Source organism: Phycicoccus sp. HDW14, from assembly GCF_011383005.1.
Lineage (GTDB): Bacteria > Actinomycetota > Actinomycetes > Actinomycetales > Dermatophilaceae > Phycicoccus.
Genome location: NZ_CP049935.1, coordinates 3,431,501 through 3,454,819 on the forward strand (window position 1 = coordinate 3,431,501; position 23,319 = coordinate 3,454,819).

Genomic DNA, 23,319 nt, shown 5'->3' on the forward strand with positions numbered 1-23,319 from the left:
TCGCGGCACCGGGGCGCCGGCGGCTCCTACGGCTGGGGGCCGGGGTCGGTGGGGTGGCGGCGCTCGGCGTCGATGAGCTCGGTGAGCCAGCGGACCTCGCGCTCGGCGCGGTCCTCGCCGTGCTGCTGGAGGGCGGCGGTGTAGGAGTCGAGGCGCTCGCGGCTGCGGGTCGAGCGCTCGCGCACCCGGCTCAGGTCGTCCTCGAGGCGGGTGCGGCGCCCCTCGAGGATGCGCAGGCGCACCTCGCTCTCGGTGCGGGCGAAGAAGGCGAAGCGCACGTCGAACGCGTCGTCCTCGTAGGTGGAGGAGTCGGCGTGCGCGACGAGGGCGGCGAAGTGCTCCTTGCCGGCGGCGGTCAGCTCGTAGACGACGCGGGGGCGCTTGCCGGGCCGGCCGGGGTCGGCGGCCTCGGCGATGAGCCCGCGGCCGAGGAGCGACTTCAGCGCCGGGTAGAGGGTGCCGTAGGACAGCGCACGGAACGGGCCCAGGGCCTCGTTGAGCCGGCGGCGCAGGTCGTAGCCGTGGGTCGGCCCCTCGTGGAGCAGCCCGAGGACGGCGAACTCGAGGAGGTGGGCGCGGCGTGAGACCACGGCGGTTCCTCCCTGCATCCGGTCGGCGACGGTCCGAGGTGACAAACTCGGACCTTGTTCGCTCGACGCTAACACAGATATATCGCAGCGATACATCGCGCCTGCCCGGCCCGCATCCCGCGACCCCACTCCCGACCGCCCTCCGGCCCGGCTCGCGAGCTGCCCCGCGCGTCCCGAGCCCGGTCGGTGCGGCTCGTCACGCCGCCACCTGGCTCCCGGGCCCACTCGACCCCCGCGGTTCGTCCGCGTTTGGGTTTTTCCCAGACGGCGTCGTCATACTGGCGGCTGGGTGCGTGTCCGTGCCCTGCCCCACGCCCCCGTCCCCCGGAAGCCCATGTCGCAACGAAAGCCCCGTACCCGCGCCGAGGCCAAGCAGGCCGCCGCCACCCGACCCGCCGCCCGCGGTGGCGCCTCGGGGTCCGGCCCCGGTGGCAAGGCCCCCCGTTCCGGCCGCCGGAAGTGGCTGCGCCGGGGGATGTGGACCGCGCTCGGGCTCTTCGTCCTCGGCGTCGCCGGCTTCGGGGTCGCGTACGCGCTGACCGACATCCCGCAGCCGAACGCGATGGTCGACGCGCAGGCGAGCATCGTCTACTACTCCGACGGCAAGACCGAGCTGGCCCGCCTCTCCGACGAGGGCGGCAACCGCGTGTCGGTGCCGCTGGACCAGATCAGCCCGAACATGCAGCACGCGATCCTCGCCGCCGAGGACCGCGACTTCTACCAGAACAGCGGCATCAGCCCCACGGGCATCGCCCGCGCGGTCTGGGTGGCGCTCAAGGGTGGTGAGGCGACCCAGGGTGGCTCGACCATCACCCAGCAGTACGTCAAGAACTACTTCCTCACCCAGGACCGCACGATCACACGCAAGGCCAAGGAGATCCTCATCTCCCTGAAGATCGACAAGCAGCAGTCCAAGGACGAGATCCTCGCCAACTACCTCAACACGATCTACTACGGCCGCGGGGCCTACGGCATCGAGACCGCCGCCCAGGCCTACTTCGGGCCGAAGGTGCACGCCAAGGACCTCTCCCCGAGCAGTCGGCCCTGCTCGCCTCGATCATCCGCGGGCCCTCGCTCTACGACCCCACCCTCGGCGACCAGCAGAAGAAGAACGCCGAGACGCGCAGCAGCTACATCCTCGACGCGATGGTCACCAAGAAGTGGCTGACCCCCGAGGAGCGTTCCCAGGCCGACGTCCCGAAGATGCTCGACGGCATCTCGGCCTACAAGCCCAAGGCGCTCGGCGGCACCGCCGGCTACATCGTCGACCTCGTGAAGAAGGAGCTGCTCGGCAAGTACAAGCTCTCCGAGGCCGACGTCCAGCGCGGTGGGCTGCGGGTGGTCTCGACCATCGAGCGCAGCAAGCAGGCCGACGCCATCAAGGCGATCAAGGAGGAGCAGCCGAAGCAGAAGGACATCCACGAGGGGCTGGTGTCGATCAAGCCCGGCAACGGGGCGGTCGTCGCGCTCTACGGCGGTGAGGACTTCGCCAAGCGGGCGCTCAACAACGCGACGCAGGCCAAGATGCAGGCCGGCTCGACGTTCAAGATCTTCACGCTCATCGCGGCGCTGCAGTCCGAGAAGGTCAGCACGCGCAGCCGCTTTCCCGGGTACAGCCCGCAGTACTTCAAGGAGTTCGCCGACCCGAGCGCCTCCACCGACAACGCCCGGCGCGGGCGGGTGAAGAACTTCGGCAACGAGCAGTTCGGCAACATCGACCTGCTGACGGCGACCGGCCACTCGGTGAACACCGTCTACGCGGCGCTCAACATCCTCGCCGGCCCGGAGAACACGATGAAGGCCGCGGAGGACGCCGGCGTGCGCTCGAAGCTCGAGCCGAACATGGCCGACGTGCTCGGTACCGACTACGTCACCGTCATGGACATGGCCAACGCCTACGCGACGATCGCCGCCCAGGGCGTGCGGGCCGAGCCCTACCTCGTCAAGCAGATCAAGTTCGCCGACACGAGCCTCCCGACGATCAAGGCCGAGCCGAAGACCCAGCCGGTCTTCGACAAGAAGCTGATGAGCGACGTCATCGACGCGATGCAGGAGCCGGTCAACGGTGGCACCGCGCGCTACGTGGGCCAGAACCTCGGGCGGCCGGCGGCCGGCAAGACCGGCACCTCGGAGTCGTTCCGCTCGGCGTGGTTCGACGGCTACGTGCCGCAGCTGGCGACCGCCGTCGGGCTCTACCGCTCCGGTTCGAACGGCAAGGAGCTGGCGATGGAGAACCTGCCGAACGACGGCTCCATCACCGGTGGCACCTTCCCGACCCGCATCTGGACGGCGTACATGAAGGCCGCGCTCGGCAACTCCGAGGTCGTCGACTTCCCGAAGCCGGCGCACGTCAACGAGAACGCCGACCCGCCGCCGCCCACGACCACGCGTCCGCCGTCGAGCTCCTCGGCCCCGCCGAGCTCGAGCGCGCCGCCGCCGTCCTCGAGTGCGCCGCCGTCGCCCACCGAGTCGCCCTCACCGTCGGCGTCCCTGCCCTCGCTGCCCTCCGGCCCGCCCAGCTCGCCGGGTGGTCTGCCGACGGGTGTGGCGCGCCCGCCCACGGGCTGACCGGTCACGCCCCACTCCGGTGCCGCCCGCGCCCGCAGGACCCGCTTCGCCCCTCGACCGCCTGCTGACGGCGGCCGGGGGGCCGCGTGGTGCCCGGGCCCCGCGACCCCCTCGAGGTCCCGGCGGCCTGGGCGCCCTCGCCCCGGTCGTGCTGCTGCTCGGCCTGCCGCTGCTCGTCGCCGCCCTGCGCCAGACCGCGTGCGCGAGTGGCGGGTGGGAGGGACGCGCCCCCGTCTGGAGGCAGTGCGCCTCGCCGCTGTTCGCCTCGATGATCGAGGACCGGGCCGGCCTCGGCGTCGGCGCGTGGCTCTCCGGCGACACGACCCTCGACGTGCCGTTCGTCCGCGGGGTCGTGACGACGGGCCTCGGGTCGCTGGCGCCGGGGGCCGGGCTGGCCCAGCAGCGGTGGGTCCTCGTCCTGTGGACGCTGCTCGCGGCCGTGCTGCTCGCCGGGCTCGTGCTCGCCGTCGGCACCGTCCGGGGCCACCCGCTCGCCGACCCGGTCGCGCTGGCGCTCTCGCCGGTGCTGGCCCTGTCGGTGCTGCTGTCGGTCGACCTCGTGCCGCTGGCCCTGGCCGTCGTCGCCGTCTGGGCCTGGAGCCGGGGGCGTCCGGTGCTCGCCGGGGCGCTGGCCGCGGTGGCCGTCCTCGGCGGACCGCTCCCCGCGCTCGTGCTCCTCGCGATGGCGCTCGTGCCGCCGCCGGGGCTGCGCGACGGCGTCCGCCGGCTGCTCGTGGCGGCCGGGGTGTCCCTGCTGCTGCTCGTCGGACCGGTCGCGGCGGTCGACCTCGGGCTGCTGGTCCGTCCGGTCACGGCGTGGCTCGACTGTGGGGCGGGTGCCGGGTCGGTGTGGTTCGTCCCGACCCTGGCCCACCACCCGCTCGGGGCGTCGGTCGTCGCCGGCTTCGCCACCTCGGGGATGCTCGTCGCGGCCGCCCTGGCCGTCGTGGTCTCGCGACGCCTCCCGCGCCCGCCGGTCGCCGACGTCGCGCTGCTCGCCGTCGTCGTCGCGCTCCTCACCGCGCCGGCGCTGCCGCCCGCTGCCGGCCTGTGGCTCGTCCCGTTCGTCGCGCTCGCCGGCGTGCCCTGGCGCGACCACCTCGTCTGGGTGGGGGCCGAGGTGGTGCACGCGGTCGCCCTCTTCGGCTGGCTCGGGGCGGCGAGCGACCCCGGGCACGGGCTGCCCGCCGGGTGGTACGCCACCGCCCTGGCGCTGCGGCTCGTCGCGCTCGGGCGCATCGGCTGGGTCGTGTGGGCCCGGGCCACCTGGGGTCTGCCCGCGCCGCGGCCACCGCGCCCGCCCCTGCCCCCGAGGACCGGGCGGACGCGAGTTGGGCGGGGCCGCCGGCGGCGGGTACGCTGGGAGGGTTGCCCATCGAGCACCCTGTGGACATCTCTCCGAGGGTGGTGGGCGACACCGCATACCCTCCTGTCACGGAGAGACCGTGACCGCTTGAGACCGAAGGAGGCGGGTTAGCGCATGCGTCAGTACGAACTCATGGTCATCCTCGACCCCGAGCTCGACGACCGGACCGTCCAGCCCTCGCTGGAGAAGTTCCTCAAGGTCATCACGACCGACGGCGGGTCCGTCGACACGATCGATGTCTGGGGCCGTCGTCGCCTCGCGTACGAGATCAAGAAGAAGGCCGAGGGCATCTATGCCGTCGTCAACTTCACCTCCGAGCCGGCCACGGCCAAGGAGCTCGACCGCCAGCTCGGCCTCAACGAGTCGGTCATGCGGACCAAGCTCCTGCGCCCCGGCGCCTGAGCACTCCGCCACCAGACCACGACTCCGAAGGGACCACCGTCATGGCAGGCGACACCGTCATCACCGTCATCGGCAACCTCACCGCCGACCCCGAGCTCCGCTTCACCCCCTCGGGTGCAGCGGTCGCCAACTTCACCGTCGCGTCCACTCCGCGCCAGTTCGACCGGAACAGCAACGAGTGGAAGGACGGCGAGACCCTCTTCATGCGCTGCTCCATCTGGCGTGACGCGGCCGAGAACGTGGCCGAGTCCCTCCACCGGGGCACCCGGGTCGTCGTGACGGGCCGGCTGAAGTCGCGCTCGTACGACACCAAGGAGGGCGAGAAGCGCACCGTCATGGAGCTCGAGGTCGACGAGGTCGGCCCCTCGCTCCGCTACGCCTCCGCGAAGGTCACCAAGGCCGAGCGCGGCGGTGGCGGCGGTGGCGGCTTCGGCGGCGGTGGCGGCGGCTTCCAGCAGAACAACGACCCGTGGGCCACCGGTGGCTCCGCCCCCAGCAGGGTGGCGGCGGCCAGCAGGGCGGTTACGGCGGTGGCCAGCAGGCCCCGCAGCAGCCGCAGCAGGGTGGTCAGCAGGGCGGTGGCTGGGGCCAGGCGCCGAGCTACGACGAGCCCCCCTTCTGACCGTCCCCGCGACGGTCGCACCAGACACAGACAGACACCATCCCCGGGTGACCGGGGCTCATCCGCCGGCCCGGCCGGCAGAAGGAGAGCACCACGATGGCCAAGCCCGCCATTCGCAAGCCGAAGAAGAAGGCCAACCCGCTCAAGGCGGCGAAGGTCGAGAACATCGACTACAAGGACGTCGCGCTGCTGCGCAAGTTCATCTCCGACCGCGGCAAGATCCGCGCGCGTCGGGTGACCGGCGTCTCCGTCCAGGAGCAGCGCCTCATCGCCAACGCCGTGAAGAACGCGCGCGAGATGGCGCTCCTGCCGTACTCGTCCTCATCCCGCTGACCTCGGAGAAGGAGCCAGAACGATGAAGGTCATCCTCACCCACGAGGTCTCCGGCCTCGGCGCCGCCGGTGACGTCGCCGACGTCAAGGACGGCTACGCCCGCAACTTCCTCTTCCGCCGCGGTCTCGCGACGGCGTGGACCAAGGGCGGCCAGAAGCAGGTCGAGGCGCTCGCCAAGGGTCGCGAGACCCGCGCCGTGAAGTCGCTCGAGGAGGCGCAGTCCATCAAGGGCAACCTCGAGTCCAAGGCCGTCACGGTCACCGCGCACGCCGGCACCGGGGGCCGCCTCTTCGGCGCCGTCTCCACCGCCGACATCGCGGCCGCCGTCCGCGCCGCGGGCGGTCCGGCGCTCGACAAGCGCACGATCGAGGTCCCCACCCCGATCAAGACCACCGGCACGCACTCCGCGCTGGTGCGCCTGCACCCCGAGGTCCAGGCGAGCGTCGAACTCGACGTCGTCGCCGGCTGACGCCGACACCTCGCACCGAGGGCCCCGGACCGTTCGCGGTCCGGGGCCCTCGTGCGTCGTGCGCGAGGTCTCGGCCCGGCCCGGTCTGCGCGGGTCCGCGTGCGAACGCACCCGGACCGCCGCAGGTCACGCGGAGCGGGGACGGGTGCCGCCGAGCACCGGTCCGAGACCGGATCGTGACCTGCGGGTGAACCCTCCACCGGGACACCGCAACCCGGCCCGAGGACTGGCTGCAGCCCGCCGACGGGGCCCGGCGGCATTGGCCAGCGGCCCCCGGACGCCGTTAGCGTCGACGGCTGACCCGAGCCCAGACCGCCGTCCACCGGAGGAGCAAGACCGTGTCCGTGACCGACCGTCCCACCCAGCGAGTCCCCGACGGGGGCCCGCCGCCGGACCCCCGGCAGAGCGAGAAGCGCATCACCGCCCCCCGCGTCTTCTGGCCCGCCCTGGCCATCATCGGCACCTTCGTCGTGCTCGCGCTGGCGCTGCCCGACCAGATGGGCGAGCTCTTCTCGACCCTCAACGACACCGTCGTCGGTGACCTCGGTTGGTACTACATCCTCATCGTCAGCGGCTTCGTCCTCTTCTCGGTCTGGATCGCCCTCTCGCCGATGGGCCGCGTCGTCCTCGGCCGCGACGAGGAGAAGCCGGAGTACTCGCTCACCGCGTGGTTCGCGATGCTCTTCGCCGCCGGCATGGGCATCGGCCTCGTGTTCTGGGGGGTCGCCGAGCCGCTCAACCACTTCGCGTCCCCGCCGCCCGGCACCGGTGAGGCGGCGGCCGAGCGGGCCCGCGCCGCGACCGACGCCACCTACCTGCACTGGGGCCTGCACGCCTGGGCCATCTACGTGGTCGTCGGGCTCGCGATGGCCTACGCCATCCACCGCAAGGGCCGGCCGGTCTCCATCCGCTGGGCCCTGGAGCCGCTGCTCGGGAACCGGGTCAAGGGCACCCTCGGTGACGCCATCGACGTCATCGCCGTCGTCGGCACCCTCTTCGGTGTCGCGACCTCGCTCGGGTTCGGCGTCAAGCAGGTCGGGGCCGGCCTGGCCTACCTCGGCGTCGTCGGCGAGGCCACGACCGGGCTGCTCGTCGTCCTCGTCGTCGCGATCACCGTCATGGCCACGACCTCGGTGGTCACCGGCCTGGACAAGGGCATCAAGTACCTCTCGAACCTCAACATGGGTCTCGCCGGCGCGCTGATGCTGCTCGTGCTCGTCCTGGGGCCGACGGTCTTCCTGCTCGGGGACTTCGTCTCGTCGGTCGGCAGCTACCTGACGAACTTCTTCACCCTCTCCTTCCGCACCCTGTCCTTCCAGGGCGGCGACGGCACCTCGTGGCTCTCGGGCTGGACGACCTTCTACTGGGGCTGGTGGATGAGCTGGGCGCCGTTCGTCGGCGTGTTCATCGCCCGCATCTCCCGCGGTCGCACGGTGCGCGAGTTCGTCACCGGCGTCCTGCTCGTGCCGACCGTCGTCACCTTCGCCTGGTTCGCGGTCTTCGGCGGCTCGGGCATCCACCGCGAGATCTTCGGCGAGGGCGGCCTCGTCGGCCCCGACGGCGCGGTGAGCACCGACAGCGCGCTGTTCCAGATGCTCGACGGGCTGCCCTGGTCCTCGGTGCTCAGCGTCATCGCCATCGTGCTCGTCGTCGTCTTCTTCGTCACGAGCTCGGACTCCGGCTCGTTCGTCGTCGACATGCTCGCCAGCGGCGGCGACCCCGAGCCGCCCGTGTGGAGCCGCGTGCTCTGGGCGCTGCTCGAGGGGTCGGTGGCCATCGCGCTGCTGCTGGCCGGAGGGGACAGCGGGCTGACCGCGCTCCAGACGGCGGCCATCCTCCTGGCCCTGCCGTTCAGCCTCGTGATGATCGGCATGGTCATGTCGGTGACCCGCGCCCTGCTCGCCGAGAACGGCCGGATGCAGCGGGCCGAGCGCCGGCTGCTGGCCGACGAGATCGCCGGCCACATCGCCCGCACGCCCGACCTGCGCGACCGGGTCAGCGGGAACGGGCACGACGAGGGGCTGCCGGCCGGCGACGCCGTGCCCGCCGCCGTCGCCGACCCCGCCGAGACCCGGACCGTGCCGCACCGCCGCTAGCCAACGCCGCGGCCCGGCCGGGTCCCACCGACGCCCGTCGGTGGGGCCCGGCCGTGTCCGGGGGCGGGTCCTGCCGGATGTCGGGGCGGGTCGTAGGTTGGGCGCCATGGCAGGAGCGACGGCACGACGGGGCAGGGGGGCCAGTGCCTTCCGCTGCTCCGAGTGCGGGTGGCAGACGGCCAAGTGGGTCGGCCGGTGTGGCGAGTGCCAGGCGTGGGGGTCGGTCGCCGAGGTCGGTGCCGTCAGCGCGCGCACGGCCGCCGCGACCACCCTCGAGCGGCCGGCCCTGCCCATCGCCGAGGTCGACGTCACGCACGCCGTGGCCCGCCCCACCGGGGTCGCCGAGTTCGACCGGGTCCTCGGGGCGGGCTCGTGCCGGGTGCCGTCGTGCTCGTCGCCGGCGAGCCGGGCATCGGCAAGTCCACGCTGCTCCTCGACGTCGCCGGGCGGGCGGCCCGCTCCGGTGAGCACGGCGAGCGCAAGGTCCTCTACGTCAGCGGCGAGGAGTCCTCGGCCCAGGTCCGGGCCCGTGCCGAGCGCATCGAGGCGATGGCCCGCAGCCTCTACCTCGCCAGCGAGACCGACCTCGCCACCGTCCTCGGGCAGGTCGAGCAGGTGCAGCCCGAGCTGCTCGTCGTCGACTCCGTGCAGACCATCGCGAGCGCCGAGGTCGAGGGGTCGGCCGGCAACGTCACGCAGGTGCGTGAGGTCGCGGCCTCCCTCATCCAGCTCGCCAAGGCCCGCGGCATCGCCGTGCTGCTCGTCGGGCACGTCACGAAGGACGGCTCGATCGCCGGCCCGCGCGTCCTCGAGCACCTCGTCGACGTCGTCGTCCAGTTCGAGGGCGACCGGCACTCGCGGCTGCGGCTCGTGCGCGCCGTGAAGAACCGGTACGGTCCCACCGACGAGGTCGGCTGCTTCGACCTCTCCGACGTCGGCATCGTCGGGCTCGCCGACCCGAGCGGGCTCTTCCTCTCCGGACGCACCGCCGCGGTGGCCGGCACGTGCGTCACCGTCACGCTCGAGGGCCGCCGGCCGCTGGTCACCGAGGTGCAGGCCCTCGTCACCGCGTCGTCACTGGCCACACCGCGCCGGGCCACGAGCGGCCTCGACTCCGCGCGGGTCAACATGGTGCTCGCCGTGCTCGACAAGCGGGCCAGGGCACCGATCGGGTCCAGCGACGCCTACCTCTCGACGGTCGGCGGGGTGCGGCTCGCCGAGCCCGCCGCCGACCTCGCCATCACCCTCGCGCTCGCCGGGGCCATCACCGACCGGCCGCTGCCCCCGGCACCGTCGCGTTCGGCGAGGTCGGGCTGGCCGGCGAGGTCCGCCCGGTCACCGGCGCGCACCGGCGGCTCGCCGAGGCCGCCCGGCTCGGCTTCACCCGCGCCGTCGTGCCCACCGGGGTGCTCGGGGCCGGGCCGGTGCCCGAGGGCCTGTCGGTCCTCGAGGTCGGCACCGTCGCCGAGGCCGTCGGGCGGGCGCTGCACGAGGTCCCCGTCCGCTGACCCGTCGGTCGCCGGGTCGAGGTGATGCCGGGCCGTCTCGTGGTGCGCTGTCACCTCGAACCGGTGGGGGATGCCCACTGCGAGGTCCCGCAGATCGAGACCTCGTCGTGACCGACCGCCCGATAGGATCGCGCCGGACCGGCCCACCACCGACGCGTGGGCCCGGGGGCCCGGAACCCGTGAAGGAGGAGGAGTGAGCGTGCCGCAGAGCGAGGACGACCTCCTGCGCGCCACCCTCGCAGCGGTCGCCCCCGGCACCGAGCTGCGCGACGGCCTCGAGCGCATCCTGCGCGGTCGCACCGGCGCCCTCATCGTCCTCGGCCACGACCGGGTCATCGACCAGATCGCCACCGGCGGCTTCCCCCTCGACATCGAGTTCTCGGCCACCCGCCTGCGTGAGCTCGCGAAGATGGACGGCGGCGTCGTCGTCGACCGCGACGTCACCCGCATCCTGCGCGCCGCCACCCAGCTGCTGCCGGACGCCGGCATCGAGACCCTCGAGTCCGGCACCCGGCACCGCACCGCCGAGCGCGTCGCCAAGCAGACCGGCTTCCCCGTCGTCTCGGTCAGCCAGTCCATGCGCATCATCCAGCTCTACGTGGCCGGCCGGCGTGTCGTCCTCGAGGACTCCAGCGCCATCCTGTCCCGCGCGAACCAGGCCCTGCAGACCCTCGAGCGCTACAAGTCGCGCCTCGACGAGGTCACCGGCACGCTCTCGGCGCTCGAGATCGAGGACCTCGTCACCGTCCGCGACGTCGCCAACGTCCTGCAGCGCCTCGAGATGGTCCGGCGGATCAAGGACGAGATCGCCGAGTACGTCGTCCAGCTCGGCACCGACGGGCGCCTCCTGAGCCTCCAGCTCGAGGAGCTCACCGGCGGCCTGTCCGACGACCTCGGCCTCGTCATCCGCGACTACCTCCCGGAGGCCAAGGCCGGCTTCACCCTCGACGAGGCGGTCGACAACCTCACGGCCATCGACAGCACCGAGCTGCTCGACCCCGCGGCCGGGCCAAGGCGATGGGCTTCACGGTCGTCGGCGACTCCCTCGACTCCTCGGTCAGCCCGCTCGGCCACCGGCTGCTCTCGAAGGTGCCGCGGCTGCCGGGCGCGATCGTCGACCGGCTCGTCACCCACTTCGGCAGCCTCCAGAAGCTGCTCGCGGCGAACATCGACGACCTCATGGACGTCGACGGCGTCGGCGAGGGCCGGGCCCGCCTCGTCCGCGAGGGCCTGAGCCGGCTCGCCGAGACGAGCATCCTCGAGCGCTACGTCTGACGTGCCGCCGCCCGTCCCGGGCCGCGAGGTCCTCCACCGGCGCGTCCTCGACTGGTTCGCCGCCAACGCCCGGCCCCTCCCGTGGCGCGACCCCACGACGACGCCCTGGGGCGTGCACGTCTCCGAGGTGATGGCCCAGCAGACGCCCGTCGCCCGGGTCGAGCCGGTGTGGCGGGAGTGGATGGAGCGCTGGCCGACCCCGGCCGCGCTCGCCGCGGCCACCCCCGGCGACGTGGTCCGGGCGTGGGGGCGGCTCGGCTACCCCCGGCGCGCGCTGCGGCTGCGCGAGGCCGCCGTCGCCGTCGTCGAGCGCCACGGCGGCGAGCTGCCCGCCGACGAGGACGCCCTTCGCGCGCTGCCCGGCGTCGGCACCTACACCGCTGCGGCCGTCGCCGCCTTCGCCTTCGGCCGGCGCTCGGTCGTCGTCGACACCAACGTGCGGCGGGTGCTGGCCCGGGCGGTCGAGGGTCGCGCGCTGGCCTCGCCCTCGCTCACCGCGGCCGAGACCCGGCTGGCCGCCTCGCTCGTCCCCGACGATCCGGCGACCAGCGCGGTCTGGAACGTCGCGGTGATGGAGCTGGGCGCCCTGGTCTGTCGCGCCCGGGGCCCGGAGTGCGGGGCCTGCCCCCTCGAGGACGTCTGCGCGTGGGTGGCGGCCGGCAGCCCGCCCGACGACGGACCGGCCCGCCGCGGGCAGGCCTGGCACGGCACCGACCGCCAGGTCCGGGGCACGCTCGTCCAGGTGCTGCGCGAGAACGAGCACCCCGTGGCCCGTCGGCTCCTCGAGGACGAGGTGCTCACCCGGCTGGGCCTGGACGCCCACCGGCACGCGGCCCAGGTCGACCGCTGCCTCGCCTCGCTCGTCGAGGACGGCCTCGTCGAGACCGTCCCCGCGGCGGAGGCGCCCGAGGGGGAGGCGCCAGGCGGGGAGGCCGTCCGCCTCCCCGCCTGAGCGCCGCCTCCGGTCAGGGCAGGTAGTAGTTCGGGTTCGGCAGCTTGAAGGTGCGGTCGGCGAATCCGCCCTTGAGGTCGCTGTACTGGTCGCCGAAGTTCGCGACGAGGTCGAACCCGAGCGACTCGATGTGCGCCCGCGTCGCCGCCTTGTAGTGGATGGTCGTGCACTTGCCGCCCGGGTCGCCCGCGCAGGCCTTCTGCAGGTAGTCGGGGTACGCGGCGACGTCGGGCTTGGTGAACAGGCCGTCCTCGCCGTCCGGCAGCGCGGTCGGCGCGGGGTAGCCGGCGTCGACGCCGATGCCGTCGGCGGTGAGGTTGCCGAGGGTCGCGGCCTCCTGCGAGGTCGGGCGGCCGGTGAGGAAGAAGACCGCGTAGCCCTGCGCCTTGGCCTTCTTGACCATCTCGACCATGCCCGGGGTCGCCGGGAACTTCTGGTCGGTGACGTACTGACCGTTGGTCGTCGGGTTGTACGCCCAGTTGCTCGCGATCTCGTAGTTCCACGTGGTCAGGCTGGTGTCGTCGACGTCGAGGACGATGGCCTTCGCGCCGCGCGCGTGGTGCCCGTCCTCGCGCGAGCTCGAGGAGTGCCCGTGCTCGTGGCCCCGCCCGTCGAGCCAGCGCGACCCGGCGCGGGCGACCGAGGCCGCCTCCTTGGCGTAGTTGCCGTCGGGGGCGAAGGTGCCGGTGCCCAGGGGGTCGCCGTAGTAGTTGCGCAGCTGCTGGCGCAGCACGTCGATGTTGGTCACCTGGTCCGCCGAGCGGGGGTGAAGGTCCTGATGGCGGGCTCGGCGGTCGCGGCGTAGGCGACGCCGCCGCCGACGAGTGCAGCACAGACCAGGGCGGTGGCCGTCGTCGTGCGGCGGGACAGGGAACGGGTGCGGGGCTTCATCGAGGGGTCCTCCTCTGGTGGCGGGCGGTGACGGACGGACGCTAGCCCCGGCCCGGCGCCGGTGGCGGCGCAGCGTCGGGCGGGCCGACGCGCGCACTCAGGCGGCTCTCAGACGGTTCGGGCGCCTCGGACGGGGCTAGGGTCCCCGGGTATGGACATGCTGACGGGGGACCAGATCGCGCAGGCCGGGCTGGCGGACTGGCGCAAGCTGGCCCAGGCCCTTCACTCCCGCTACCTCACCCCGGACTTCGGCGCCGGCGCCCGGTTCGTCGTCGCCGTCGGCGAGGCCGGGGACGAGCTCGGGCACCATCCCGGGGTGTCCATGGGCCCGGGGTACGTCGACCTGCGGCTGGTCACCGACGACGCCGTCTACCGCGCCGACGACGGCACCGAGTACGTCGTCCAGTGGCCCACCCAGCAGGACGTCGACCTCGCCCGGCGGATCAGCGAGGTCGCAGCCGAGCACGGGCTCGCCGCCGACCCGGCCGCCGTGAGCGTCGTCGAGCTCGGCCTCGACACGGGCGACTCGGCGGCCATCGCCCCGTTCTGGGCGGCCCTGCTCACGGGCGACGCAGCGGCCCGGGGGCGAGGCACGCCGGGTGACGAGGTCCGTGACGCCTCGGGGCGGGTGCCGAACCTCTGGTTCGGGGACGCCCCGACGACCAGGGCGCCGGCCAGCGCTTCCACGTCGAGGTCTACGTGCCGCGCGAGGTGGCCCGCGAGCGCATCGCGGCGGCGCTCGCCGCGGGAGGCACGGTCGTCGACGACAGCGAGTCACCGGGACTCACCGTGCTCGCCGACCCGGACGGCAACCGGGGGTGCTCTGCGTCGCCGAACCGCCGGCCGAGCCGCCGGCCGAGCCGCCGCCCGCCGGCTGACCCCGCCGGCCGACCTCACCGACCGGACCCGCCGAGTGGTGGAACGGCGTGGCGCGGCGCGACGGCCGCCCGTCACACTGGCCGCGTGACCGAGACCGCCCTGCGCCACCGCACCCCGAGGAGCTCGAGGCCTTCCTGCCGACGCTCCTCGCCGAGAGCCCGCGCGACCACGGCACCCTCGAGCTCGTCGTCCGCCGCCCCGCGCCCTTCGAGCGCGAGGTGCTCGACGAGGGCGAGCTCGACCTCGCCGAGGGGCTCGTCGGAGACGGCTGGCGGGCCCGCGGCAGCAGCCGCACCCCGGACGGCAGCGCCCACCCCGACATGCAGCTGAACATCATGAGCGCCCGGCTCGTCGCCTTCCTCGCGGGCGAGCCGGAGCGGCGGGCGCTCGCCGGCGACCAGCTCTACCTCGACCTCGACCTCTCGCACGAGAACCTGCCGGCCGGCACCCGCCTGGTCATCGGCGACCCCGCCGTGCGTGGTGCCGTCGTCGAGGTCACCCCGGCCCCGCACACCGGCTGCGCGAAGTTCGTCGAGCGCTTCGGCGCCGAGGCCATGCGCTTCGTCAACGGCGAGGTCGGCCGTCCGCTGCGGCTGCGCGGCCTGGCCGCCCGGGTCGTCGTGCCCGGCCGGGTGCGCCCCGGCGACCGCGTCACGGTCCAGCGCCCGGCCTGAGCAACGGCACCGCCACGAGCACGCGGAACGGCCCGCCCCCGACGTGGGGGACGGGCCGTTCGCGCGTCGTGCGTCAGCGCCTCAGGCGTCAGCGCTTGTAGACCGGCTGCGACTGCGGGTTGAGCTGGTCGAGGTGGACCGACTCGGCCTCCTTGAGCGACTTGTCCTTGAGCTTGAGGACGTCGAAGCCCTTGACCAGGTCGTTCGAGTAGACGAACCCGTTGTAGTAGTAGCTCGACCACGTGCCGCCGCCGACGAGCGTGGTCTTGCTGATCGGGCCGCGCTCGAAGTAGCCGATCTCCTTCGGGTTCTCGGAGTCGGTGAACTCCCAGACCGAGGTGCCGCCCTGGTACCAGGACTGGACCATGACGTCGCGCCCCTCGACCGGCACGAGCGAGCCGTTGTGGGCCACGCAGTTCTCGGTGTTGAACTGGTTGCGCGGGATCTTGTAGTACGACTTGAACGTCAGCTGGTTGCGCTTGGACAGGTCGTAGATGGCGTTGGCCCCACGGGTCGGGCCGACGGTGGTGTTGCACGTCGCCGCGCCGCCGCCGCCGAGCTCGTCGGTGAAGACGACCTTCGTGGCGTCGCTGTTGAAGGTCGCCGAGTGCCAGAACGCGAAGTTCTCGGTGTCGCTCACGCGCTCGACCACCGTGGGCGCCTTCGGGTCCTTGACGTCCATGATGATGCCGTCACCCATGCACGCGCCGGCCGCGATGTTCTTCTTGGGGTAGACGGTGATGTCGTGGCAGCCCGTGGTCGCCGAGTAGCCGGCGCCGGTCGGGCCGGTGCCGCCCGGGTTGCCGCCGTCGGGGAAGAGGTTGGGCGTCGCGACGACCCGCGAGGCGGCCGGGTTCTTCTTCGGCACCTCGACGATCGAGATGATGTCGTGCGGCGGCTGGCAGTCGGGGAACGTCGAGTTCGGCGAGTAGCTGGAGACGTAGAGGTAGTCGTTGCCCTTGTTCTTGCCCTTGCCGGGGAGCAGCGAGTGGGTGTGCGACCCGCACTTGGTCTCGACGGCCTTGAGGTAGCGCGGCGCCGACTTGTTCTTGATGTCGAAGATCTTGATGCCCTCCCACGACGACTTCTCCGTCGCCGGGGCGCTCGTGCTCGCACAGCTGTCGTCGCTGCGCGAGGAGTCGGTGGACAGGTAGAGCAGGTTGCCGCTGACGGTGATGTCGTTCTGCGACCCCGGGCAGCTGACCTGCGCGACCGTCTTGGGACGCTTCGGGTTGGAGATGTCGTAGATGACGAACCCGTTGTAGTTGCCGGCGAAGGCGTAGGTGTCCTGGAAGGCGATGTCGGACCCGGTGGACCCGGCGAAGCTGCCGACCGGTGGGGTGTTGCTCAGGTGCTGGACGGTCTTGCTGTAGCCGATCTCGTCGACCTCCAGCTGGGTGCCGGACTTGTTGAGTCCGTCCCCGGCGGAGGCGATGCCGATCCCTCCCATGGCGGTGGCCAGGGCGCTCGCGGCGGCGACCGCGAGGATGCGTGTGAGTCTCATGGGTGACCTCGATCCGTCGGCCGGGCGCGCGTCGAGACGGGTGTGTCGTGCCCGGGCAGGCGTGTGATCCGGCCACCCTGCCTCACTCAGGAACTTCTCAGAGTATGGGGAGCGTAAAGAATTCCCACAATCGCCATTGCTAGGGTGAATGGGTGACCACCCCCCTCCACGTCCCCGTCCGGCTCCGTCGTGCCGGTGTCGTCGCGGCGGTCGTGGTGGCCCTCGTCGGCTCCGCCGCGTGCACCGCGGGAGGGGGTCCGCGCCCGCCGTCACCCCCGCCACGCCCAGCGTGCCGGTGCTCCAGCCGGGGAAGCCCGGCCAGCCCAACGCCACCCTCACCGGGTCGGCGGCGGCCCCGGTCACGACGCCGGGCATCCGGCCGGGTGACGCCCGGTTCCTCACCGACATGGTCACCCACCACGCGCAGGCGATCGTCATGGTCGATGCCGTCGCGAGCGACCTCACCGACCGGCAGGTGGCCTCCCTCGCCTCGCGCATCCGCGACGAGCAGCGCCCCGAGATCGACGCCATGGCCGGCTACCTCGAGCAGCGCGGGGCTCCGGTGCCGCCCGAGGCGACCAACCCCAACCTCGTCGACCACGGGTCGCACTCGATGCCGGGCATGGCCAGCGAGAAGGACCTGCGCGAGCTCGCCGCCGCGACCGGCGCCGGCGCGGACCGGCTCTTCCTCACCCTGATGATCCGCCACCACGAGGGCGCCCTGACCATGGTCGAGGAGCACGCCCGGCAGGCCGCCGACGAGCGCGTCGAGGAGATCGCGGCCGACATCAACGTCACCCAGGCCAAGCAGATCGACCAGATGCGCGTGATGCTCGCCCGCCTCGGCTGAGCCGGACGCCGCGCGGGGCCTCGCCCGGGGCAGGATGGGCCCATGCCCGAGGGACACACCCTGTTCGCGCTGGCCCGCGACCTGCACGCCGCCTTCGCCGGCACCCGCCCCACCGTCACGAGCCCGCAGGGCCGCTTCACCGAGGGTGCCGCGCAGCTGAGCGGTCGCGAGCTGGTCGCCGCGACCTCCCGCGGCAAGCATCTGTTCCTCGAGTTCGAGGGGGAGCGCTGGCTGCACGTGCACCTCGGGCTGATCGGCACCTTCACCATCGACGAGGGGGCCTGGACGGCGGAGGCGCCCGTCGTCGGCGCGGTCCGGGTGCGGCTGGCCACGCCCCAGCACGTCGCCGACCTGCGCGGACCGACGCTCTGCGCCGTCGAGACCCCCGAGGAGGTCGCGGCGGTCCTCGACCGGCTCGGGCCCGACCCGCTGCGCCCGGACGCCGACCCCGAGCGCGCCTGGCGACGGATCAGCCGCTCCTCCCGGCCGGTCGCCGAGCTGCTCATGGACCAGGCCGTGCTGGCCGGCGTCGGCAACGTCTACCGCTCCGAGGTGCTCTTCCGGCACCGGCTCTCGCCGTTCACCGAGGGCCGCCTCGTGCGGAAGGCGTCGTGGCGCCTCGTCTGGGACGACCTCGTCCGGCTGATGCCGCTCGGGGTCGCGACCGGCCGGATCGTCACGGTGGAGGAGCAGGTGCTCGAGGTCGAGGCGGCGCTGGGTCGCGGCGAGGTGCCCCGGCTCGAGTCGCGCACCTCGGCCGTCTACAAGCGGGCCGGGGAGCCCTGCGAGGTGTGCGGTTCACGCATCCGCACCCAGGTCGTCGCCGGCCGCAACCTCTTCTGGTGCGGCCGCTGTCAGCGTCGTCGCTGACCCGCCACGGCGCCCGTCCGGCTGGTATCCACGGAGGATGACCACCGAGCCCGACCCGCACGTCCTGGACCCCCAGCACCTGCCGACCCCGTTCAGCGCCGACGAGATCCGGGCGGCCTCACCCGACGGCCGCACGCAGGTGGTGCGCGTCGAGCCCGCCGGGGCCCCCGCCGCGACCCGCCGGATCGCCTACGCCGAGGCCGGCGCGGAGGGTGCGGTCCAGGTGCGCACACCGCTGGACGCCGACGGCGAACCGGCCGGCGACCCCGTGCGCGAGGCCGTCGGCTGGGCCGACCTCCAGGCCCACGCGTCCTTCCCGGCCAACCGCACCGTGCGCGAACGGGTCCGGCTCGAGCACCCGCTCGGCGACCTCGACTGCCTGCGCTACACCGTGACCGACGGGGACGCGGTCGACCACTACTGGTTCGACCTCGCCCGCCCCGGGATGCCGGTGCTCGTCGAGTCGCGCCGCGGGGCCGACCTCGTCCTCGCGATGACCGTCGTCACCGACGAGGTCCGCCCCGCCTGAGCTCGGGTGACCGGGGTCAGTCGATGGCGTCGCAGACGTCCTCGGCCGTGCCGTGCCGCCCCAGGTGGAAGCTGCGGGTGCCGTCGGTCTCGAAGGTGACGCTCGTGCCGTGGCCCCCGAGCACGTAGAGACCGGTGTCCGGGGTGCTGCCCGGGGGCATCGTCGTGCCGAAGGCGCCGTGCACCGACGTCAGCGACGCGGGCGAGCCGTCCGGGCGGTAGGTGAAGACGGCCGTCGCGCTGAGGTCGCGCACCACGGACGCACCGGTCGCCAGGTTCGTGTAGCTCTCGACGAGGGCGCCACGGAAGAGCTGGGTCCGGGGGGTGCCGTCGGGCCAGGTCGAGGTGGTCCGGTACTCCTCCTCGTCGCGCAGCGGGGTGATGCGCACGTCGAACCCGCAGGTCGAGCGGGCGGCCGGCACGACCACCTCCTCGGTCCGGTACGGGGTCCACGGCGACCCGTGGCCGCTGCCGTGGCCGCCGTCGTGGGCACCACCGTGACCCGTGGCCAGGGCCGCGGGGGCGGCCGGGGCGGCGAGCAGGGCGACGGCGGCGAGCGGGGTCGCGAGACTCCGGAGCAGGGGCCGGGCGGTGTTCATGGGGTCTCCTAACCACTGGATGCATTCATCCGGTTAGCCCCGACCGTAACCGACGGTTACCCTCCTACGGTGGCGGAGCAGCACTGGAGGACGGTCGAGGGGCTCGTGCTGCCCCAGCCCGTGGCCCGCCACCCCGCCCTCGAGCTGGTGAACACCTTCTCCGGATGGGACGGGGCCCACGCGAGCGACTACCTCGTCTCCTTCGACCACCTCGCCGTGCTCGCGGCCGACGTCGGCCTGCTCCCCGAGCACGACGTCGCCCGCCTGCGCCGCGCGGCCTCGCGCCAGCCGGAGGTGGCCGAGGCCGCCCTCGACCGGGCCCGCACCGTGCGCGCCGTCGTGCGCGCCGCCGTCCTCGACCCCGGCGACGCCGAGGCCGTCGGGCAGCTCGGCGTCGCGACCCAGTCGGCCGCCCCCACCGTCGAGCTCGTCCCGGGCCACCCGGCGCGCTGGGTGGTCGGGGGCATCACCGCCGAGCACCTCGACCGCCCGGCCGACGCCTTCGCCTGGGCGGCCGCCGACCTCGTGACCCGGCCCGAGGTCGCCTCGGTCCGCAGCTGCCCCGGCCTCGGGTGCGGCTGGGTCTTCCTCGACCCCACGGGCCGGCGCCGCTGGTGCTCGATGCGCTGGTGCGGCAACCGCGCCAAGGTCCGGGCCCACGCCGAGCGGCGCCGGACGGCCGAGCGCCGTCGCTGACCCCGGCTCCCGAGCCGTCCCGTCCGGTCGCGAGCCCCACCGTCGTGGCTCGCGAGGACGCGAACGGGCTCGCGAGCCGGTTCGCGCGCCGCCGCGTCGAGGGGGTGCGCTACGCCGTGGGCGAACGCGGAACACCGTGCGCCCGCCCCCGCGTTGACCACCCTGTAGGACGCGCGACCCGTGCCTTCGACATCGAGGGCACCCCGCTCAGGTCACGCGACTAGCATCGAGGGGACTCGACGTCAGGAGAAGCACCATGTTCGAACGGTTCACCGACCGCGCACGCCGCGTCGTCGTGCTCGCCCAGGAGGAGGCGCGCGGTCTCAACCACAACTACATCGGGACCGAGCACATCCTGCTCGGCCTGATCCACGAGGGCGAAGGCGTCGCGAGCAAGGCCCTCGAGAGCCTCGGCATCAGCCTCGAGGCCGTCCGCGAGCAGGTGCAGGAGATCATCGGCCAGGGCCAGCAGGCCCCCACCGGGCACATCCCGTTCACCCCGCGCGCCAAGAAGGTCCTCGAGCTCAGCCTGCGCGAGGCCCTCCAGCTCGGCCACAACTACATCGGCACCGAGCACATCCTCCTCGGCCTCATCCGCGAGGGTGAGGGCGTCGCCGCCCAGGTGCTCGTCAAGCTCGGCGCCGACCTCTCGCGGGTGCGTCAGCAGGTCATCCAGCTCATCTCCGGCTACCAGGGTGGCAAGGAGGGCTCGGCCCAGGGCGCCGGGTCGGCGCAGGGCGGCCCCGCCGAGGGCACCCCGGCCGGCTCGCTGGTCCTCGACCAGTTCGGGCGCAACCTCACCCAGGCGGCGCGCGAGGGCAAGCTCGACCCGGTCATCGGGCGCGAGAAGGAGATCGAGCGGGTCATGCAGGTGCTCTCCCGCCGCACGAAGAACAACCCCGTCCTCATCGGCGAGCCCGGCGTCGGCAAGACCGCCGTCGTCGAGGGCCTGGCCCAGGACATCGTGCGCGGCGAGGTCCCCGAGACCCTCAAGGACAAGCAGCTCTACACCCTCGACCTCGGCGCGCTCGTCGCCGGCAGCCGCTACCGCGGTGACTTCGAGGAGCGGCTGAAGAAGGTCCTCAAGGAGATCCGCACCCGCGGCGACATCGTCCTGTTCATCGACGAGATCCACACCCTCGTCGGGGCCGGTGCGGCCGAGGGCGCCATCGACGCCGCCTCCATCCTCAAGCCGATGCTGGCCCGCGGCGAGCTGCAGGTCATCGGCGCGACGACGCTCGACGAGTACCGCAAGCACATCGAGAAGGACGCCGCGCTCGAGCGCCGCTTCCAGCCCATCCAGGTCGCCGAGCCGACCCTCGCGCACGCCATCGAGATCCTCAAGGGCCTGCGCGACCGCTACGAGGCGCACCACCGGGTGTCCATCACCGACGGCGCGCTCGTCGCGGCGGCCAACATGGCCGACCGGTACGTCAACGACCGCTTCCTCCCGGACAAGGCGATCGACCTCATCGATGAGGCGGGCGCGCGCTTGCGCATCCGCCGGATGACCGCACCGCCGGACCTGCGCGAGTTCGACGAGAAGATCGCGGGCGTGGTCCGCGAGAAGGAGTCGGCCATCGACGGCCAGGACTTCGAGAAGGCCGCGCGCCTGCGCGACGACGAGAAGAACCTGCGCACCGAGAAGGCACGTCGTGAGGCCGAGTGGAAGTCCGGCGACATGGACGTCATCGCCGAGGTCGACGAGGAGCTCATCGCCGAGGTCCTCGCCGCGTCGACGGGCATCCCGGTCTTCAAGCTGACCGAGGAGGAGTCCAGCCGCCTGCTCCACATGGAGGACGAGCTGCACAAGCGCGTCGTCGGCATGGACGAGGCCATCAAGTCGCTCTCGCAGGCCATCCGCCGCACGCGGGCCGGCCTCAAGGACCCGCGCCGTCCGGGCGGCTCGTTCATCTTCGCCGGCCCCACCGGCGTCGGGAAGACCGAGCTCGCGAAGACCTTGGCGGAGTTCCTCTTCGGCGACGAGGACAGCCTCATCCAGCTCGACATGTCGGAGTACAGCGAGAAGCACACCGTCTCGCGGCTCTTCGGCTCGCCCCCCGGTTACGTGGGGTACGAGGAGGGTGGCCAGCTCACCGAGAAGGTGCGCCGGAAGCCGTTCTCGGTCGTGCTCTTCGACGAGGTCGAGAAGGCGCACCCGGAGATCTTCAACAGCCTCCTCCAGGTGCTCGAGGACGGCCGGCTCACCGACTCCCAGGGTCGGATGGTCGACTTCAAGAACACGGTCATCATCATGACGACCAACCTCGGCACCCGGGACATCTCCAAGGGCACGCTCGGCTTCTCCGCCGGCCCCGACAGCCGGTCGGACTACGACCGGATGAAGGCCAAGGTGCAGGACGAGCTCAAGCAGCACTTCCGCCCCGAGTTCCTCAACCGCGTCGACGACACCATCGTCTTCCCGCAGCTGTCCCAGGCCGAGATCGTCCAGATCGTCGACCTCGAGATCGCCAAGCTCGACAAGCGGCTCAAGGACAAGGACATGGGGATGGAGCTCACCCCGGCCGCGAAGAACCTCCTCGCGGTCAAGGGCTACGACCCCGTGCTCGGTGCCCGTCCGCTGCGCCGGACGATCCAGCGCGAGATCGAGGACGTCCTCTCGGAGAAGATCCTCTTCAACGAGCTGAAGTCCGGCGAGATCGTCGCGGTCGACGCCACCGGCGAGGCCAAGGACGACACGTTCACCTTCCAGGGGATGCCGCACAGCCGCGGCATCGAGCTGCCGGTCGTCGCGGCCGAGGTGGTCGAGGGCTGAGCCCCGCCCACCTCCCGCACCGAGGGCCCCCGACGCACCAGTCGGGGCCCTCGGCGTCCGCGGTCGCGATATTTCCACGGTCGACGACGGATTCCGTAGGTCCTTGGGGCTGGGGCAGAAACTTACTGTTCCTTTACCCACCAGACGGCTCGGGTGTCGCACACTGGAGCTGCAAGGGCCTCCGGGGCACCTTGCAGCGGCCCGCCACCACCCCTGCGGTGGCGGGCCGCACCCATGCCCGGACCCCTCGCTGCTGGCGCCGGACGGTCCCTCGAGGGGCCTCCCGACGCCGCTACGCTGCCTCCGTGGCCCCGCAGACCCCGGATTCCGCAGCCCCCGTGCGCGGTGGCGCACCCTCGTCCCCGACGTGGTCGGTGCGCCCCGCCCGGACGGCCGACGTGCGGGCCATCCGGGCCCTCGTCACGCCCCTGGCCGAGCAGCGCGTCCTGCTCCAGAAGGAGGCGGTGGCCTACTACGAGTCGGTCGGTGACTTCGTCGTCGCGGAGGAGGACGGACGGGTCGTCGGGTGCGGCGCGCTGCACGTGCTCTGGGAGGACCTCGGCGAGGTGCGCACGCTGGCCGTCGACGCCTCCGCGCTCGGGCGGGGGTCGGGTCGGCGGTGCTCGACGCGCTCGTCGGGCGGGCCCGGCTGCTCGGGCTCTCGCGGTTGTTCTGCCTGACCTTCGAGACCGCCTTCTTCGGGCGCCACGGCTTCGAGGCCATCGAGGGCCAGGCCGTCGAGCCCGCCGTCTACGCCGAGCTGCTGCGCTCCTACGACGAGGGCGTGGCCGAGTTCCTCGACCTCGAGCGGGTCAAGCCGAACACCCTGGGCAACACCCGGATGCTCCGCGTCCTCTGAGCCCCGCTGGGT

The 23,319-nt window shown here is 72.9% G+C and carries 19 protein-coding genes and 6 pseudogenes; 20 read left to right on the top strand and 5 right to left on the bottom strand.

All coding sequences use genetic code 11. The features are described from left to right. Window positions 1-26: 26 nt before the first annotated feature. On the bottom strand, window positions 27-590 hold the full coding sequence (locus tag G7075_RS16885; protein ID WP_240917710.1) for a PadR family transcriptional regulator: 564 nt from the start codon (window positions 588-590) through the stop codon (window positions 27-29). A 334-nt stretch (window positions 591-924) separates the two neighbouring features. Between G7075_RS16885 and G7075_RS16890 the strand changes: the two genes are divergently transcribed. The 11 genes and pseudogenes from G7075_RS16890 to G7075_RS16940 all read left to right on the top strand — a co-directional run bounded on the left by G7075_RS16890 (window position 925) and on the right by G7075_RS16940 (window position 12,181). Continuing rightward, window positions 925-1,758: a transglycosylase domain-containing protein gene (locus G7075_RS16890; RefSeq protein WP_166123566.1), complete on the top strand. Its 834-nt coding sequence runs from the start codon at window positions 925-927 to the stop codon at window positions 1,756-1,758. Then, window positions 1,737-3,158 (top strand): transglycosylase domain-containing protein, encoded by a 1,422-nt coding sequence (locus G7075_RS16895; RefSeq protein ID WP_166123568.1) that lies wholly within the window; start codon window positions 1,737-1,739, stop codon window positions 3,156-3,158. Before G7075_RS16890 ends, G7075_RS16895 begins: the two co-directional genes overlap by 22 nt. Window positions 3,159-3,306: 148 nt before the next feature. After that, window positions 3,307-4,635, top strand: a complete 1,329-nt coding sequence (locus G7075_RS16900) for a hypothetical protein (protein ID WP_166123570.1) — start codon at window positions 3,307-3,309, stop codon at window positions 4,633-4,635. 3 nt (window positions 4,636-4,638) lie between these two features. Continuing rightward, a complete protein-coding gene (gene rpsF, locus G7075_RS16905) occupies window positions 4,639-4,926 on the top strand; it encodes a 30S ribosomal protein S6 (RefSeq protein WP_166123572.1) in 288 nt (95 codons plus the stop codon). A 41-nt stretch (window positions 4,927-4,967) separates the two neighbouring features. Then, window positions 4,968-5,548 (top strand): annotated as a pseudogene (locus G7075_RS16910) (single-stranded DNA-binding protein). A 96-nt stretch (window positions 5,549-5,644) separates the two neighbouring features. Next, entirely contained in the window at window positions 5,645-5,881 is a 237-nt protein-coding gene (rpsR, locus tag G7075_RS16915; protein ID WP_030526145.1) for a 30S ribosomal protein S18, read from the top strand. Window positions 5,882-5,903: 22 nt separating this feature from the next. Continuing rightward, window positions 5,904-6,350, top strand: a complete 447-nt coding sequence (gene rplI / locus G7075_RS16920; protein ID WP_166123574.1) for a 50S ribosomal protein L9 — start codon at window positions 5,904-5,906, stop codon at window positions 6,348-6,350. Between the two features lie 338 nt (window positions 6,351-6,688). Continuing rightward, the gene (locus tag G7075_RS16925) at window positions 6,689-8,446 is read left to right on the top strand and encodes a BCCT family transporter (protein WP_240917711.1); all 1,758 of its coding nucleotides are present in this window, start codon (window positions 6,689-6,691) and stop codon (window positions 8,444-8,446) included. A gap of 106 nt (window positions 8,447-8,552) precedes the next feature. Continuing rightward, window positions 8,553-9,954: pseudogene (radA, locus tag G7075_RS16930) on the top strand (DNA repair protein RadA). Window positions 9,955-10,153: 199 nt separating this feature from the next. Continuing rightward, window positions 10,154-11,229, top strand: a pseudogene (disA, locus tag G7075_RS16935) (DNA integrity scanning diadenylate cyclase DisA). Window position 11,230: 1 nt separating this feature from the next. Next, complete coding sequence (locus G7075_RS16940) at window positions 11,231-12,181, top strand: A/G-specific adenine glycosylase (RefSeq protein ID WP_166123575.1); 951 nt, start codon at window positions 11,231-11,233, stop codon at window positions 12,179-12,181. 13 nt (window positions 12,182-12,194) lie between these two features. Here G7075_RS16940 and G7075_RS16945 read toward each other — a convergent pair whose 3' ends face one another. Then, window positions 12,195-12,929: an HAD family acid phosphatase gene (locus tag G7075_RS16945; protein WP_205860549.1), complete on the bottom strand. Its 735-nt coding sequence runs from the start codon at window positions 12,927-12,929 to the stop codon at window positions 12,195-12,197. Continuing rightward, on the bottom strand, window positions 12,926-13,072 hold the full coding sequence (locus G7075_RS20425; RefSeq protein WP_205860550.1) for a hypothetical protein: 147 nt from the start codon (window positions 13,070-13,072) through the stop codon (window positions 12,926-12,928). Before G7075_RS20425 ends, G7075_RS16945 begins: the two co-directional genes overlap by 4 nt. A 157-nt stretch (window positions 13,073-13,229) precedes the next feature. On the opposite strand from G7075_RS20425, the pseudogene G7075_RS23105 reads away from it, so the two are divergent. The 3 genes and pseudogenes from G7075_RS23105 to G7075_RS21655 form a co-directional block, all read left to right on the top strand. Beyond that, window positions 13,230-13,463 (top strand): annotated as a pseudogene (locus G7075_RS23105) (4a-hydroxytetrahydrobiopterin dehydratase); the annotation flags it as partial. Window positions 13,464-13,783: 320 nt separating this feature from the next. Further along, a pseudogene (locus G7075_RS23110) lies at window positions 13,784-13,834 on the top strand (hypothetical protein); the annotation flags it as partial. A 164-nt stretch (window positions 13,835-13,998) separates the two neighbouring features. Then, on the top strand, window positions 13,999-14,625 hold the full coding sequence (locus tag G7075_RS21655; RefSeq protein WP_240918117.1) for a hypothetical protein: 627 nt from the start codon (window positions 13,999-14,001) through the stop codon (window positions 14,623-14,625). 88 nt (window positions 14,626-14,713) lie between these two features. Here G7075_RS21655 and G7075_RS16960 read toward each other — a convergent pair whose 3' ends face one another. Beyond that, window positions 14,714-16,129 (bottom strand): LVIVD repeat-containing protein, encoded by a 1,416-nt coding sequence (locus G7075_RS16960; RefSeq protein ID WP_166123577.1) that lies wholly within the window; start codon window positions 16,127-16,129, stop codon window positions 14,714-14,716. A 238-nt stretch (window positions 16,130-16,367) separates the two neighbouring features. On the opposite strand from G7075_RS16960, the gene G7075_RS16965 reads away from it, so the two are divergent. The 3 genes from G7075_RS16965 to G7075_RS16975 are packed head-to-tail and all read left to right on the top strand — an operon-like array spanning window position 16,368 to window position 18,378. Continuing rightward, window positions 16,368-16,979 carry a DUF305 domain-containing protein gene (locus G7075_RS16965; RefSeq protein ID WP_166123580.1) on the top strand — a complete coding sequence of 204 codons (612 nt, stop codon included), beginning with the start codon at window positions 16,368-16,370 and terminating at the stop codon, window positions 16,977-16,979. Between the two features lie 42 nt (window positions 16,980-17,021). After that, entirely contained in the window at window positions 17,022-17,849 is an 828-nt protein-coding gene (locus tag G7075_RS16970) for an Fpg/Nei family DNA glycosylase (RefSeq protein WP_166123582.1), read from the top strand. A gap of 37 nt (window positions 17,850-17,886) precedes the next feature. Further along, entirely contained in the window at window positions 17,887-18,378 is a 492-nt protein-coding gene (locus G7075_RS16975) for a hypothetical protein (RefSeq protein ID WP_166123584.1), read from the top strand. Window positions 18,379-18,394: 16 nt separating this feature from the next. Here G7075_RS16975 and G7075_RS16980 read toward each other — a convergent pair whose 3' ends face one another. Beyond that, window positions 18,395-18,976, bottom strand: a complete 582-nt coding sequence (locus G7075_RS16980; protein ID WP_166123586.1) for a hypothetical protein — start codon at window positions 18,974-18,976, stop codon at window positions 18,395-18,397. Between the two features lie 69 nt (window positions 18,977-19,045). Here G7075_RS16980 and G7075_RS16985 point away from each other — a divergent pair, with 69 nt between their 5' ends. The 3 genes and pseudogenes from G7075_RS16985 to G7075_RS16995 all read left to right on the top strand — a co-directional run bounded on the left by G7075_RS16985 (window position 19,046) and on the right by G7075_RS16995 (window position 23,307). Beyond that, window positions 19,046-19,672, top strand: a complete 627-nt coding sequence (locus tag G7075_RS16985) for a CGNR zinc finger domain-containing protein (RefSeq protein WP_166123588.1) — start codon at window positions 19,046-19,048, stop codon at window positions 19,670-19,672. A gap of 256 nt (window positions 19,673-19,928) precedes the next feature. Continuing rightward, window positions 19,929-22,448 carry an ATP-dependent Clp protease ATP-binding subunit gene (locus G7075_RS16990; RefSeq protein ID WP_166123590.1) on the top strand — a complete coding sequence of 840 codons (2,520 nt, stop codon included), beginning with the start codon at window positions 19,929-19,931 and terminating at the stop codon, window positions 22,446-22,448. A gap of 374 nt (window positions 22,449-22,822) precedes the next feature. After that, a pseudogene (locus G7075_RS16995) lies at window positions 22,823-23,307 on the top strand (amino-acid N-acetyltransferase). Window positions 23,308-23,319 lie beyond the last annotated feature (12 nt).

Bases quoted from the DNA above. Each gene is read 5' to 3' on its own strand.
- G7075_RS16890 (WP_166123566.1), top strand. From the start codon at position 925: ATGTCGCAACGAAAGCCCCGTACCCGCGCCGAGGCCAAGCAGGCCGCC.
- G7075_RS16895 (WP_166123568.1), top strand. From the start codon at position 1,737: ATGGTCACCAAGAAGTGGCTGACCCCCGAGGAGCGTTCCCAGGCCGAC.
- rpsF (WP_166123572.1), top strand. From the start codon at position 4,639: ATGCGTCAGTACGAACTCATGGTCATCCTCGACCCCGAGCTCGACGAC.
- rpsR (WP_030526145.1), top strand. From the start codon at position 5,645: ATGGCCAAGCCCGCCATTCGCAAGCCGAAGAAGAAGGCCAACCCGCTC.
- rplI (WP_166123574.1), top strand. From the start codon at position 5,904: ATGAAGGTCATCCTCACCCACGAGGTCTCCGGCCTCGGCGCCGCCGGT.
- G7075_RS20425 (WP_205860550.1), bottom strand. From the start codon at position 13,072: ATGAAGCCCCGCACCCGTTCCCTGTCCCGCCGCACGACGACGGCCACC.
- G7075_RS16960 (WP_166123577.1), bottom strand. From the start codon at position 16,129: ATGAGACTCACACGCATCCTCGCGGTCGCCGCCGCGAGCGCCCTGGCC.
- G7075_RS16970 (WP_166123582.1), top strand. From the start codon at position 17,022: ATGCCCGAGGGACACACCCTGTTCGCGCTGGCCCGCGACCTGCACGCC.
- G7075_RS16975 (WP_166123584.1), top strand. From the start codon at position 17,887: ATGACCACCGAGCCCGACCCGCACGTCCTGGACCCCCAGCACCTGCCG.
- G7075_RS16980 (WP_166123586.1), bottom strand. From the start codon at position 18,976: ATGAACACCGCCCGGCCCCTGCTCCGGAGTCTCGCGACCCCGCTCGCC.
- G7075_RS16990 (WP_166123590.1), top strand. From the start codon at position 19,929: ATGTTCGAACGGTTCACCGACCGCGCACGCCGCGTCGTCGTGCTCGCC.